The organism is Pseudenhygromyxa sp. WMMC2535 (assembly GCF_011083025.2).
The window spans coordinates 1,451,382-1,464,320 of the sequence record NZ_JABJWV010000001.1; the positions used below are offsets into that span (position 1 = coordinate 1,451,382).

17 protein-coding genes are annotated in these 12,939 nt (G+C 64.2%); 11 read left to right on the forward strand and 6 right to left on the reverse strand.

All coding sequences use genetic code 11. The features are described 5' to 3' along the window. Positions 1-11: 11 nt before the first annotated feature. From G6O69_RS05325 to G6O69_RS05340, 4 genes are all read left to right on the forward strand, one after another. Positions 12-224, forward strand: a complete 213-nt coding sequence (locus G6O69_RS05325; RefSeq protein WP_172302442.1) for a hypothetical protein — start codon at positions 12-14, stop codon at positions 222-224. Next, entirely contained in the window at positions 224-2,185 is a 1,962-nt protein-coding gene (locus G6O69_RS05330) for a hypothetical protein (protein ID WP_172302443.1), read from the forward strand. Before G6O69_RS05325 ends, G6O69_RS05330 begins: the two co-directional genes overlap by 1 nt. 176 nt (positions 2,186-2,361) lie before the next feature. Beyond that, positions 2,362-2,628, forward strand: coding sequence for a hypothetical protein (locus G6O69_RS05335; protein ID WP_176396642.1), 267 nt, complete (start codon positions 2,362-2,364; stop codon positions 2,626-2,628). 102 nt (positions 2,629-2,730) lie between these two features. Beyond that, the gene (locus tag G6O69_RS05340) at positions 2,731-3,261 is read left to right on the forward strand and encodes a hypothetical protein (protein WP_172302445.1); all 531 of its coding nucleotides are present in this window, start codon (positions 2,731-2,733) and stop codon (positions 3,259-3,261) included. On the opposite strand, the gene G6O69_RS05345 is transcribed toward G6O69_RS05340, so the two are convergent. After that, positions 3,258-4,757: a serine/threonine-protein kinase gene (locus G6O69_RS05345; protein WP_255216091.1), complete on the reverse strand. Its 1,500-nt coding sequence runs from the start codon at positions 4,755-4,757 to the stop codon at positions 3,258-3,260. The genes G6O69_RS05340 and G6O69_RS05345 overlap by 4 nt on opposite strands. 154 nt (positions 4,758-4,911) lie before the next feature. Between G6O69_RS05345 and G6O69_RS05350 the strand changes: the two genes are divergently transcribed. From G6O69_RS05350 to G6O69_RS05370, 5 genes are all read left to right on the forward strand, one after another. Then, on the forward strand, positions 4,912-5,451 hold the full coding sequence (locus G6O69_RS05350) for a sigma-70 family RNA polymerase sigma factor (RefSeq protein ID WP_176396643.1): 540 nt from the start codon (positions 4,912-4,914) through the stop codon (positions 5,449-5,451). Positions 5,452-5,608: 157 nt separating this feature from the next. After that, the gene (locus G6O69_RS05355) at positions 5,609-6,049 is read left to right on the forward strand and encodes a hypothetical protein (protein WP_172302448.1); all 441 of its coding nucleotides are present in this window, start codon (positions 5,609-5,611) and stop codon (positions 6,047-6,049) included. A 24-nt stretch (positions 6,050-6,073) separates the two neighbouring features. Beyond that, positions 6,074-6,628: a Uma2 family endonuclease gene (locus G6O69_RS05360; RefSeq protein ID WP_172302449.1), complete on the forward strand. Its 555-nt coding sequence runs from the start codon at positions 6,074-6,076 to the stop codon at positions 6,626-6,628. 64 nt (positions 6,629-6,692) lie between these two features. After that, entirely contained in the window at positions 6,693-7,034 is a 342-nt protein-coding gene (locus G6O69_RS05365; protein WP_172301374.1) for a helix-turn-helix transcriptional regulator, read from the forward strand. A 486-nt stretch (positions 7,035-7,520) separates the two neighbouring features. Beyond that, positions 7,521-8,390: a hypothetical protein gene (locus tag G6O69_RS05370; protein ID WP_172302450.1), complete on the forward strand. Its 870-nt coding sequence runs from the start codon at positions 7,521-7,523 to the stop codon at positions 8,388-8,390. A gap of 17 nt (positions 8,391-8,407) precedes the next feature. Here the strand turns inward: G6O69_RS05370 and G6O69_RS05375 are convergent, their stop codons facing one another. The 4 genes from G6O69_RS05375 to G6O69_RS05390 form a co-directional block, all read right to left on the reverse strand. Beyond that, positions 8,408-9,613, reverse strand: a complete 1,206-nt coding sequence (locus tag G6O69_RS05375; protein ID WP_172302451.1) for a site-specific integrase — start codon at positions 9,611-9,613, stop codon at positions 8,408-8,410. After that, the gene (locus tag G6O69_RS05380) at positions 9,603-9,821 is read right to left on the reverse strand and encodes a helix-turn-helix domain-containing protein (RefSeq protein WP_255215707.1); all 219 of its coding nucleotides are present in this window, start codon (positions 9,819-9,821) and stop codon (positions 9,603-9,605) included. Before G6O69_RS05380 ends, G6O69_RS05375 begins: the two co-directional genes overlap by 11 nt. 572 nt (positions 9,822-10,393) lie before the next feature. Continuing rightward, positions 10,394-10,807 carry a hypothetical protein gene (locus G6O69_RS05385; RefSeq protein WP_172302453.1) on the reverse strand — a complete coding sequence of 138 codons (414 nt, stop codon included), beginning with the start codon at positions 10,805-10,807 and terminating at the stop codon, positions 10,394-10,396. Then, the gene (locus tag G6O69_RS05390) at positions 10,807-11,178 is read right to left on the reverse strand and encodes a hypothetical protein (RefSeq protein ID WP_176396644.1); all 372 of its coding nucleotides are present in this window, start codon (positions 11,176-11,178) and stop codon (positions 10,807-10,809) included. Before G6O69_RS05390 ends, G6O69_RS05385 begins: the two co-directional genes overlap by 1 nt. 133 nt (positions 11,179-11,311) lie before the next feature. Between G6O69_RS05390 and G6O69_RS41930 the strand changes: the two genes are divergently transcribed. Beyond that, positions 11,312-11,536, forward strand: coding sequence for a helix-turn-helix transcriptional regulator (locus G6O69_RS41930; protein WP_172302455.1), 225 nt, complete (start codon positions 11,312-11,314; stop codon positions 11,534-11,536). A 9-nt stretch (positions 11,537-11,545) separates the two neighbouring features. On the opposite strand, the gene G6O69_RS05400 is transcribed toward G6O69_RS41930, so the two are convergent. Further along, positions 11,546-11,860 carry a helix-turn-helix transcriptional regulator gene (locus G6O69_RS05400; RefSeq protein ID WP_346017007.1) on the reverse strand — a complete coding sequence of 105 codons (315 nt, stop codon included), beginning with the start codon at positions 11,858-11,860 and terminating at the stop codon, positions 11,546-11,548. A 394-nt stretch (positions 11,861-12,254) separates the two neighbouring features. On the opposite strand from G6O69_RS05400, the gene G6O69_RS05405 reads away from it, so the two are divergent. Continuing rightward, entirely contained in the window at positions 12,255-12,593 is a 339-nt protein-coding gene (locus G6O69_RS05405; RefSeq protein WP_172302457.1) for a helix-turn-helix transcriptional regulator, read from the forward strand. Positions 12,594-12,939 lie beyond the last annotated feature (346 nt).

Below are 12,939 nucleotides of genomic sequence, written 5' to 3' on the forward strand. Positions count from 1 at the left end.
GTCCGACGGTCTTGGAGCTCGAGGCGGGCGAGCTCGGGGGGCTCACCTGCGAGGACCTCGAGCGGGCCTTGGGGTTCGAGGAATTCGAGGACGAAGAAGTCCTCGCGCTCGCGCTCTTCGGCGATCTCGTCGATCTCGTCGACACGCCACGGCCCGCGCCCTCGAGCGGCGGTGAACGACTCGAGGTGACCCAGGTCGGACCTGGGCGACGGGAGAAAGACTGATGCTGTTGCGACCAGCCGAGACCTACATCAGCGAGGTCACCAAGCGAGCCGAGCGAGTCTTTCCCCAGGGGTCCGAGTGGCTCACCTTTGCCAGCAAGATGCCGGGCAAGGAGGTGCTTCAAAACTCCGTGCTCGATCCCGCCGTGGGGCTCGTGGGGGAGCTGGCGATGCAAGCCTTCGCCTCGGCGGACTGGCAAAACTGGATCTCGAGCATGCAGATCGGAGTCTATGAGCTGGCGACCCGAGTGGGGCTCCCCGCGCTGGACAAGGTCGACCTCGGCGGCGCCGTGGCGACCGTCTACGGGAACATCACCCGGACGCTCGACGCCTTCGGCAACTTCGAGAACGCCGAGGAGGTGCTCCCGACGCTGCTCAAGGACATGGGCTTGCAGGTCTTGCAGTTGATCGCCGCGAACACGGGGATCATCGCGCGGACGATCGCGCAGGTGATCGCGGTGGCGGTGTGGGCGGTGGACGTGGGGATGGCCATCCGGGCGGAGGAGCTGGGCAAGGACGTGGTGTTGCCGCCGCTCCAGACCGACGACCCCGCGACGGACTCGTGGCAGGTCAACCGCGTGTTCGAGGTCTTCAGGGAGCTGGGGACCGGCGGGATCGTGTATCCCGACGGCAAGATCGAGCCAGCCTACAACGCCGACTACACCTCGCTATACTTGCCGGCCTATCGCCACGATCAGCCTTGGACCTTTCAGCATCGCGAAGATGGGATCGCCGCGCAACAAGGGACCCCGCAGGTTGCACGGGGGCCGAAGGGCGACACGGAGTTCAGCTTCGACCCCGGCGATGGATCGACCTTCGGGTTCATGCCAGGCACGATGGTGACGCTGCGGGTGTTGCAGGCGTCGTATCGCTTCTACTACTCGGTGCGCGGGACGTCGGTGGATCGCTACACCTTGAGGTGCAAGGGCGTGGACAAGCCCTGCTACAAGGGCGTGAAGACCTTCGACGGGAGCCGAGACTGCCGGCAGTGCGTGGACCCGGAGTCGGTGTGGCCGACGGAGGGGGTCGGGTGGGCCTACGGCGGGGCTCCGCTCAACGCGTCGACCCCTGGGGAGAACGTGGGGGCGTTCTATCCATCGACGAACAAGTTGTTGCTCAACACTCTCGACATGATCTCCCGGCCGGGGCCACTGCTCTATACGCTGGACACTGAAGCGATGATTTTCAGGTGGAAGAACTCCTTCGAGAAATTCTGGATCTTTGCTGAGAAGGAGTGGCTTCACTACAAAGGCCAAGGCTGGCGCGGGCTGATCTCCCGGCTGGCAACGCTGATGACATCCTTCGACGGGAAGACCGGGCCCGAGCTGGGGGGACGGGAGCCCGACATGCCGCTCGGGCTGATCGCGTCACCGCGGGAGGACAGCACGTTCTCGATCCCCTTCGAGGCGTCGGTGTTCTCGAGGATCATCAAGCCGTTTTGCGAGGACCTGCGAGCGCTCCAGGCCCACTACCTCGACTCCTTTCAAGTCGCCTACGTCCCGCCAGGAGCAGGCGCGCTCTACCATCCCGGCGGCAAGCTGCGCTCCACGGCGCTCGCCGACCGCTTCATGGATGCTCGGCGAGCGCTCCTCAACGACGGCAAGCGGATGCTCATCGACCTCCGGCAGGTGAGCGATCCCGAGTACCGCGCGGAGCTCGAGGCCGTCGGGGTCAAGGCATCGCCGGTCAATCCCTTGCTCAAAGGTCCGGGGGTCGATGGCCATCAGCTGCTCGCACCCGATATCAGGCCACCGAGGGCGCCCCGACGGCCGCAGGTCGTTGGGCGACCCACCCTCACCAGTGCGAACGAAATCGCGGCTAAGGCGCCCCGTGTCCCGATGAACACGGCCGGTCGGAGCCGTTGGCGTCGGGCGGTCACCGTGGGTATTGGCGTGAGTAGCGCAGCCGTGCTTGCTGGTGCAACACTCAGGCTCAGCCGTTCTAGCGAAGATCAGGAGGGATAGCCTACCATGGCGCCATGATAGGGCGCTCATACCGCACTCTCTTGATGCCCTCAGTTTTCTGCATGGCATGTCAGCAGGCACCGGATATCTCTGGGGACGTCGTGCTCTACGCGAACCTCCAGGACGCGGCTTCCGCAGAGATCTGTGAATGCCCTGAGGACGTGCTTTACCCGACGATGCAGGCATGCGGAGACTCTCTCTTTCTCAGTGAAGAGGAGCGCGACTGCCTTGCGGACTCGCTCGAGGGCTTCGAGGAGGAGGGCAAGCGCTACCTCGACTGCGCGAATCCAGTGATGGAGGACTACGGCAACTGTCTGAGCATGAACCCAGGGTGCGAAGCCGGCTGGTACGATGACTGCACTGTCGCCTACCAGGACGCCATCGAGATGTGTCCCGAGCTGCCCGATGGTGCTCGAAACAAGTTCATCACCTGCGACTTGTAGCGCCTGACTGAGCTCTTTGAGCTTCGGCCAGAGGCTTGCTCGAGTTCCTCTCGCCTTCAGAGCTCGAAGTGGGCTACCTTTGGCCCTTCGAGGAAGCCCATCATGATCAGGAACAACACGCTCATACTCGCCTTTGCCCTGGGACTACTGCTGCCAGCCTCGGCCTTGGCCTCGCTTCCGGATCTTTGCGACGACGTCTACCTCGATGAGATCGGCGCACCAGTCACCGACAGCGAGGGCACCAGGCTCTCTCGCTTTTGCAAGTGGACCGGGCCCGACGCGCCGCTGTGGGCCGACCACGTGTGCTGCTCGATCGGCGCGAGCGCGAGTTGTACGGCCACCGACGAGAACGGGCGATGCACGACAGGCATCAAGATGTGGTGCGACTACGGGGAGAAGATCAACGGGGAGGTGGTGTGCTACCAGCCCTTCGACGATGCTTGCGATCGGGGGTTTTGTGAGAAGGCACCCCCAGGGAGTACTCCCTTTGAGTATACAGCACCATTGTGCTGCTATGCGGGGCTCAATAATTGCTACGAGCTAAGCCTTGCTGAAACATGCGGAGGTTTCTTTCTCAACTGTCACTCCCCATACTCAAATGAAGATGGAACCGTTGGGTGCGACGAGTACTAACGGAAGCAGCTTTTGCCTTCTGCATTGATCAGCGCACAGTGAAGCTGAGTCTCTGCAAGTCCATCCTCTCCTGCTTCGAGAAACAAAGACGAGGCAATATTTCCAGCTCTTGCAGCACGCTCCCATGCTTGTGCGCGTTCCCACGCCTGAGCGGCTCCTTGAGTGATCCAGCCTGCGACAATCTTGTCGACAACGGCCGTATCTGGCTCGATGAGCCTAGCCGCGATCTTCTCGGACAAGAACCCATCCAGTTGAGGGCAGGCTGAACGTAGGATCATGTCACTTGCTCGCCAGTGATCATAGGTCCTTTGGGCATCGGCTTCACTGGCAGCCTTCCAGCTCTTCGCGCCTTCTTGCAGCCCTTCCCACAGCCTTGATTCCGAGGGCAGCGGCAGGACTGGCATGGAGCTCTCTTCACCAGGCACATCTCCGAGCTTGGTTGCCGCAAATCCTCCCAGGGAGGCCAAGAGCAGACCCCCAAGGAGCACCTGCCCCCACATCGATCGCCTGCGCGTCTTCCGCTCCAGCGCCTCTCGCTCCGCGCTCTCGAGCTCGGCGAGCAGGGCCTCCATGCTCGGGTGCCTGTCCTGCGCTCGCCAGGCCAGCCCCCGAAGCAACGCAGCCCGGACCCGCGGAGGGATCCCCGGCAGGGCTCTGTCTCCGGCCGCCAACTCCCCGGCCTCCATGGCCTCGAGCACGGCGATGCGTGTCCCTCCACCAAAGGGCAGCGTCCCATAGAGCGCCCCGTAGACCGCCGCACAAAACGAGAACTGATCGGACTGTGCATCCCCAGGACCCCCGATCACGCGCTCGGGCGCCATGTAGCCGGTCGTACCCCCAGGCTTCTGCTCCGACTCACTGCCCCGGGGCATCGACGCCGCCAGGCCCAGATCCGCCACGCACACGCGCCCATCGTCCCCGAGCAGCAGGTTCTCGGGCTTGAAGTCGTTGTGGACCAAGCCGGCCGCGTGGATGGCGATCAGACCACGAGCCGCCAGGCCGTAGACATAGAGCACCTCCCTCCAGTGGCGCGGATCCCAGTGCGCGGCGTCCTGACCACGGATGAACTCCATCACCACGTAGAGGTGGCCCTCGTACTCGCCGACGTCGAACACGGAGACCACGTTGGGGTGCGAGAGGCGAGCCAGGGCCTGCGCTTCCTGAAGCATCCGCGCGTCCTCGCTGGGCATCGCGTCGGTCCACAGCTTGAGCGCCACCATGCGCCCGAGCGTGGAGTCCCAGGCCCGGAACACCACGCCCATGCCCCCATGGCCGATCTCCCAGAGCAGCTCGAAGCGCCCGATGGCCACGTGCTCCCCGTCACCCAGCACGGCACTCAGATGACGCTCATCGACCTCGCGTCGCAGCTCTCGCCAGGGTCCCTCGGCGTAGCGATCCTTGCCCTCATCGGCGGCGCGGGGACGATCGATCGCGTCATCGGGGCCGAAGACCTTGGCGTACTCGCGCTCGATCACCTCGAATTCCTCGGGCGTCATCGGCACGTATTGCTCTTCGGAATGGTACTTAATCTCCACGAGGGACCCCGGGGCGCCAATCCTACACCAACGTGCATGGACCTTGGTACAGTTTCGCGTCGGTTGCAGTCAGTGATAGCGTTTGATGGTGAACGACGAAGGGTTGGCCAAGCGTTTGGAAAAACTCAGAGTCGACACGCTCGCCCAAAAGCCCGGTGCCAGTCAGGCGCTGGGCAAGGTGCTCGCCGAGGAGCTCGAGCGCATGCTGGGTTCTGGGGATCTCACTCATGACGCCTTCTTGGCTGTCTGGGAGAAGATCTGGTCCTTCGAGCCTCGGCAGGAAGACTCCCTTCTGCGCTGGCTGCGGGTGACTGCAAAGAACAAGCGCCTTCAAGCCCACCAGAGCCAGATCAGGCGGCCCTGGGTTCAGCTCGAGGCCGAACCACTGGCGCGAGACAAGAGCCCCAGTCAGGAGTTCGAGATGCAGGAGCAGGCGAGCCGCTTGGAGAGCGCTGTGGCCAAGCTCGGCTCGATCTTCGTGCGTGCGCTTCGGCATCGCCTCGCGGGAGGTCGCCCCGAAGCGCTCGCGCAGGCCGAGTCCATCCAGCTGAGCACGGCTCGGTGGCGCATGGGGGAGGTGGTTCGTCAGCTCCGGCGACTGCTCGATGAGAGCCAGAGGAAGCCCCGAGTTTCTCTCGGCAGCTCTTCCCCTTGACGACGCGTTGCTTGGGCTGGAGACCGTGCACGTTTGCACGACAAAACACGGCACATCTTCGCAGGCGCGACTCGCCCTCTCGAAGAGGCATGATTTAACTCTCGTTTAACTTCTCGAATTCTGGCCATCACTTCGAGGGGATTGGTGACCTAAAGGCATGAGCCTGGAAGCCCTCTTCGAAGACGGTCAGCGCAGCGCGGTGCTCCGCGTCATCTATGATCACCCGGAGATCCGCCTCGGCGAGCTCGCCAGCTTCGTCATGAGCGACGATCCCCTGGCTCCGGTCCTCAGAACCCTGACGATCGACGAGCTCCTCCAAGGCAGCCGCACGGCGCAGGGCGGCGACTCCGACCCGTCAGCGATCGACTACGCCCGCCTGGGGCGCGCCAAGAAGGCCACCGGGGAGGACTTCGATGAGCTCGCCATCGAGGTGCTCACCGCAGCTGGACGGCCTGTCGCGGCGGCCTACCTGCGAACTCGCCTCGGGGGCCCTCGCTGGAAGCTGCAAGCGTCGATGCGCCGTCTCGAGGCCGCGGGGGTCGTGCGGCGTCACGGTCAGACCAGCGGAACACGCTGGGGGTTGGTAGAGCGTTCCTAGTTGGGCCCCTCCTGCGTGCCTGCGATGAGCCGCGCCCTGCCAAAGCCCATCAAGCGAGGGGCCACCTTTCGTGATTTCAACCAGCACGATCGCAAAGACCGGGTGACGGAGCTGATCGGGGGAGACCTCTACAGCCGACCCGCGCCCCACTTCTTCGACCTCGTGGTGCGCTCGACCTTGCTCAGCGAGCTGGAGCGGCTCGAGGGATGGCTACTCCTCGAGGAGCCCCTGCTCCGGCTCGATGAAGTAGAGCTGCTCGTGCCCGGCATCGCAGGGTGGCGCTACGAGGGCGAGGCCACGGAGTTCGAGGCGCAGCACATCTGCGCCCAGAAGCGGCCAGACTGGGTCTGCGAGCTGCTCACGCCTGCGTTCGAGGAACTCGATCGCCAGCGCAAGCTGCCGCGCTACGCCGAAGCCGGAGTGGCCTTCGTCTGGCTCATCGACCGGCCCCGACGGCGGCTGGAGATCTATCAGACACGAGATGGCGAGCCTGCCCTGCTCCAGACTCACTCCGGCAACGCCTACGTGCGAGCCGATCCTTTTGTCTCGTGCACCCTGAGCCTGGGCCCGCTGTGGTGATCGCCCGAAATGCGAGCTCGCCTCCTGAGCGAGAAGGTCTCTATCGAATCGGTATCGGTGATTGATGAACACGACCGACAAGAAGTTCAGCCAAGACTTTGGCAGTCATGTTCGATCTCTGCGCAAGGCTCGGAACATGACTCAAGAGGGTCTCGCCGAGAGCTCGGGGTTGTCCGCGGACACGATCCGCCGGCTTGAGAAGGGGAACTTCTCGCCGAGCCTCGACACGCTGAGGAAGCTCTCCCAGGGAATGACGCTCAGCCTCAGCACGCTCTTCGCGGCCTTCGAGTTTGGCGAGCTGGATCCGAGTCGGGAGCTCCAGGATTTACTCAGGGGGCTCGAGACGCAGGAGGTGAGGCAGATGCTCAGGGTGTTGCAGGTGTTGCTCGATTGCCTCAAGGGGTAAGCCCCCGATCCAAGAACGGCCTGGCGAGTCGATGGTCGTGTTCACGGCTGTGCTTGGCGTCTCGGTCCGGGAGCGGCCGATGATCCCGCGGTGCGGCTGCTGGTGATCAGCGATGCGGTACAGATGCATGTGGACGTCCGAGACCAAGGGCCCACTGCCGTAGGCCGCACTCGCCGAGGGGCCCGCCTGCGCTTTGCTCCCGCGGTCGTGCCCCTCGACGTCAGGCTCAGTGAGTAGGTGAATTGATTAGTCATTCCATCGGTAAACGTGCAGTGCGCATGGTCACAAATGGTGAGTGATCGGACGCCGCTTCGGCCAGATGAAGATCTGTGTGCGATCGTGTGGATGCGATCAATGAAATGCGCGCGCGTGCAGGTGTGGCGCCCCTCGTCCTCGCAGTTGCCCTGAATGAACGTTTTCGGCCGGCTGGCTGACCTGGTCAAGTTTGCGTTTGCTGCGCTCGTGCAAGAGCCTTAACTTCACAGCATGAGTCAGTCCGAATTCCTCATCGATCCCGGCGACCCCGGCCCGACGCTCAGTTACCTACAAAAGGTTCACGGCACTAGCATCGTGCCAGTTGTCCCAGGCTTCACAGGAGAGATTGCTTCGAACATCAAGCTCAAACGAGATCAACTCAGTGTCGAGGCTGCGGCCAACATCGGCTATGGGGGTATATTCGAGGTTAGCAGCAAAGGCTCTTCTACTCTCTTCGTCCTCGACTACATGATGCGCGGGTCTGTCTCCGCGACCAGTGATCCCGCCAAGGTTCTGGTGAGCGCGGTCTACGGGGTTGGCTTTCGTATCGCCCTGGCCGCCACCAAGATCGAAGGTGAGCTTCAAGCCTCCGTCGCCGGAGTCGCCGCCCAAGCCCAGCTGGGCATGGCCAGCGTTCGCATCAACATCGACATCATTGGCCTGCCCAAGCTTCCGCCGGACTCGGTTCAGTCGAGCTTGCTGGGATTTTCGGAGTTCAACGCCGAGCAACTCGGTGCCCTCAATAAGACCATCGAGGCGGTCAAGCGCTACGCCGAAGACCCCGCGAATCGTGACCAGCTCGATCCTCAGCTCATCGGCATCAACGCCAAGCGCGTCGTGGACGATGTCGTCCTCGAGCAGAGCAAGTCCATCATCTATGCCTTGTGGCGCATCGCCAATGGGAGCAGCCTCAGCGCCGCCCTCGCGGCACCTGACAAGCACAACCTGCCCGGCATCCAGCCCGCGCTCGTCCGCAGCACCTACGCGGACGTCATACGCAACACCGCTTTGCTTCTCCCCTCCACACTCGACAAAGAAAAACCCAGCTACGACGATCGCAATCGCGCGCGCAGGCGCTTGAACCAGTACAAGACGCTCTAGCAGGGTCTTCGGGTTGGTTAATTTAGGGGGTCTATCGGGGTCTGGGAGCCCGAATTCGGCGATCGCCAAATTTGAGGGCTGTGTATGTGCTGCGACTTTGCAGCATCATCGGGGGTCGGCGGCGCGAGCCGCCGGATCAGATCGTCGCCGATGCCGTGGGCCAGGTGGGTGTAGCGCATCGTGACCACGATGGAACCGTGGCCGAGCCACTCCTGGACCTGGCGGATCGGGATCCCGCGCATGACCGCGTGACTCGCGAAGCTGTGACGAGTGCAGTGGTTGTGGATCCGGCGGATGCCGGCGGCCTCGGAGATCTCCGCGAGGACCTCGTTGGTCTTGTTCGCGGACAGGACTTCGCCGTCCGCTCCGGGGAACACGAGCTCGCTGTCGACATCGACGAACTCGCGCTGGGCTTCGAGTGCCGCGATCGCGTCCCACGTCAGCGGGAGCTCGCGGATCTTGTCGTTCTTCGTCGACGTGAAGCCGTTGTGGGGGTTGTAGGACTGCTGCACGGTCACGCGACCGCGAACGAGATCGACGTCCTCGCGCCAGCGTAGCGCGATGAGCTCGCCGACTCGCAGCCCGGTCCGCAGTGCCACGACCACGAAGGGGTGCCAGTGCGGTACGTGCTGCTTCGCCGCGGCGATGAACGCGTCGGCCTCCTCGAAGGTGAGGAAGTCGAAGTCGGTCTTGCGCGCCTTGAGCAGGCCAACTTCGGGGACGTCCGAGATCAGCTTCCACTTGCGCGCGACTCGGAGGATGCGCGCGAGCAGCTTGAGGTGCTTGTTGACGGTGTTGGGGTTGTAGGGCTTGCCCCGCCTGGTCACCTGGTCGAGCTTCTCGACCTTGTAGGCGTCGATCGCCCGCTCGTCGATCTGATCGAGCCGGCGCTTGCCGAAGACCGGGAGCAGGTGAACGCGGAGGATCATCTCCTTGTTCGCCAGCTCGGACGGCTTGTTGAGGGTCTTTTGGTACGCGAGGAACTCCTCGGCGAAGCCCTCGAGGGTCGGGGTCTGCTTGCGCTCTCCTTCCTTCCACGAGCCAGACGCCAGCAGCTTGCGGACCTCCCGCTCGTAGGCCTCGGCACCGCGCCTGGTTTGCACGGGCGAGACCTTGCGGATGGACTGCTTGCGGCCGTCAGGCCAGGTGTGGTGTACGTGGATCATCCAGCGTGTGTGTTGGCGGCCATGCTTGTCCCGCCACGTTCGTTTCCTAACGCTCATCGGTGTTATCCTCCGATGGCGGGTCTTGGCGGAGCCAACGTAGCACAGCACCCCGCTCGAAGATCAGGCGCCGGCCCAGCCGGCGGTGCGGGATCTCGCCGCGGCTCGCGGCCTCGTAGATGGTCTTGCGGTTGACGCCGAAGAGCTCCGCGAGCTGGTCGGCTGTGAGAATTTCGATCGCTTCTTCGCCACGCATCGGGGACCTCATCCGTGAGTGCTCCGACCGCTGCGTGAGCGGGCCGGAGGCAGTCCATCGCCAATGGGTTTCGGCGTAGCACCTTGGCGTGGAGAGGCACGTGGGGGCGCGTGGCGCGAACTCGTGGGGACGCGGTCTTTTTTGGGCCGTGTGGTCGCCGTGGGGAAGTCAATCACTCCGCGAAATCGGACAGCTAGCACGGAGTAAGTGGCGGTTTCCGAATTTCCACATTAACGCCCACAGCGATTTCCACACGCATGCTCCCCACGACACGAATTCGGCCTCTGAACAGGCTCCTGTGTGCGAGGAATCGACTTTTAGGACTCGGCCACCAAGAATCCTTCGTGGGGCGCCGAAACGGGTAGGTTCCACACGAAAACCCACCGCCGCCGTCTGGCGGCAGGCCGTTCGTAGGTTGTGGTTCGAGTCGGCACGCCCGAGATGTCCCTACGCGCGAGGGTGATTTCCTGTCGCAGATGCCAATCCCCGGCGTTGTTCAAAGGCCGACCAAGCTCGCAGGCGATCCCGCATGCACGAGGAACGCAGAGCTCCGGTGTACTCGTCGACCTGGCCTCGCGGCCGAGTCAACCGCCCTGGGATTCCGCGATGAGGTGTCCTTCCAGCACTTCGCTGTCGAGCAGGATGAGCTCCACGTCGTCTCGCTCGGGCGCGCCGAGGCGGGGATCTCCGAGAACGTCGACCAACACCACCCCGAGCTCTGGGATCACGGGCTGCCCGTCGACCAGCGAGAGCTCGCCGAGCGGCACGAGCACATGGCGCACGAGCTCATTCAGCGTCCACGGGCGCAGGCTATCTCGTTCTCGGCCGACATCGCGGCGTACATCATCTAGCAGCCCCACCGGAGCACGGCTGACCAGGTCGGCAAGCGCTGGTGGGCACTCGTCGACGCCGAGCCAGCTCACCAACTCGCGCACGAACGGTGCCAGGGCATCGAGGTCGATCTCGACCGGCGGACCGCTGGGCACGATGGCGACCATCACCGCCGCCTGGCCCTGCGGACCCAGTGGCCGAGCGTCGACCTCGGCACGTTGACGGACCTCGCGGCCTTCCTCATCGAGCCGGCGTCGGTGACGATCGACAGCAGCAAGCCATCCCGCATCTCGGACCATGAGCCCATCGGGACGAGGTAGGCGGGCTGAATCCCATCCAGCGGGCCTCGGACCCAGCGCATCCACGTCTCCAACTCGGAGACGGACAGTCCCAGCCTGGATGACGCCTCGCCCAGGGTGTCCGCATCAAAGGTCGCCTCGTGGAGCAGCTCCGCGACCATTTGTCGCCACGTGCCCTGCTCGACGTCGTAGATGAAGCGTTGGGTGGCGCCATCGGGCCCGAGATGCTCTCCCGCCACTGCAACCGCTTGTCGAACACTCGCGAGGTCATCGTTCACGGATTCAACATGGCGAACCGTCACCACGGCGAACAGGACCGCGAGGTGGGACCGAGCCGTAGTCGGTGACGGGTGCTTCGGGTACGATGCCGCCGTGAAGCGCGCCCCCAACGAAGTCGTCGAGGCCAACGTGCGGCGCTACGCGCTGGCCAAGCAGATGTCGCTCGACGCGGTTGCCCGCGCGAGCGGCATCTCGACCGAGCGCTTGTTGGCGATCTTCCGGGGCGACTTCGACCCCGATCTCGGCTTGATCGGGCAGATCGCCGAGGTGCTCGGCGTGACAGCCTCAGATCTGCTCGCCGAGCGCGACTTGAACTGACGGCGTGCGTCAGCTCCGCGTCATGATGTGGTCGGACAGGGCGCGCAGCATGACGGTGGCCATCTGTAGCTCCGGCTCGGGCAATCCGAGAGCGATCTCGACCATCTCGTCGCTGCGCTTCTCCGCGAGCAGGGCGGAGGGGCTGGTCTGGAGTGCCTCGGCCACCTTGCAGAAGGTGAACAGGTTGGTGTGGATGACGCCCCGCTCGAGTCGGCCGATGGTCTCGGTCGACAGGCCGGCGGCTGCGGCGAGCGCTTCTTGCGTCAGACCCACGGCGTGGCGGCGTTTGAGAAGGCGCCTGGCGATCTGCTTGGCGGTCAACACGGCGTCCTCCCCAGCGGTGACGAGCTACATGGTGCGGGAGGATCGAGGGTTCGATGGTTCATGGTTCTCCGGCCCTTGCACGGGCATGCGGGTGCGAGGCGGGTGCAACCGCCCCGCTACTGGCCGGGCCCCGACTTCGCCCGACAGGCCGCCCAACGGCCGGAGATGACCGCAGGGGGCAAAAAGTTGTGCTCTCCGAGCCCTTGCACGGGCCGCCATCACGGTACCAGCGCCCTCCGAGTGGAGCAAGGCAGCGCAGCGAGAAGGCACGCATTGGCAACTCGGCATCGACTGCGCCACGAACCGACATCGACGGCCTGTTCATGGCGGATCGCGTCCGGGATGTTCTCGCCATGCTTCGGTCGGAGTCTTCGCTAGTGTTCGAGGTGTTGCCGTGAGCCGCCCGACCAACTCATTCGGTCGTCACGTCCGCTCGTGTAGGCGCGCGCGCGGGCAGACCCAGGAAGAGCTGGCGGAGTCCTGCGGTCTGTCGGCGGACACGATCCGTCGACTCGAGCAGGGCTCGTTCTCTCCCTCGCTCGACACGCTACGCAAGCTCTGCAAGGGCCTCGACCTGCGGCTCTCGACCCTCTTCGAGGGCTTCGAGCTCGGCGAGCGGGACGCGCGACGCGAGTTCAGCGACGCGATCGACTTCCTGACGGTAGAAGAGCAGCGGGTGCTGTTCCAGTTCCTGGCCTTGCTCCGAGGGCGGCTGAGTCCCAGCGAAGCATGAGCTGGTGGCCAGCGGACGAGAGCCGCGAGCCGTTGGCCGCGAGCCGCAAGGGGCCGAGAGCCGGGGGACAACGAGAGCTCCTTCGAGTTCGACTTGACAAGAACCCCCAAGGAGCAGCGGCGGGAGCTGCTTGAGGACATCTTCTCGAGCAGACCCACGCCTGAGTCCGCACCACGGGTGACGCAGGCAGGGCTCGGCTGCCGCCGAAAGCCGTGGTTGTCCTTATATTGTCGGTTGACGAGCACCAAGAACGCGCAACTTGACCGCCGCCGTCGTCCCAGATGTGGGTTTCGCGCGTTGCCGGTCCACTGTAGGGGGAGCTCCCCCACACGGCTGCCGAACATTG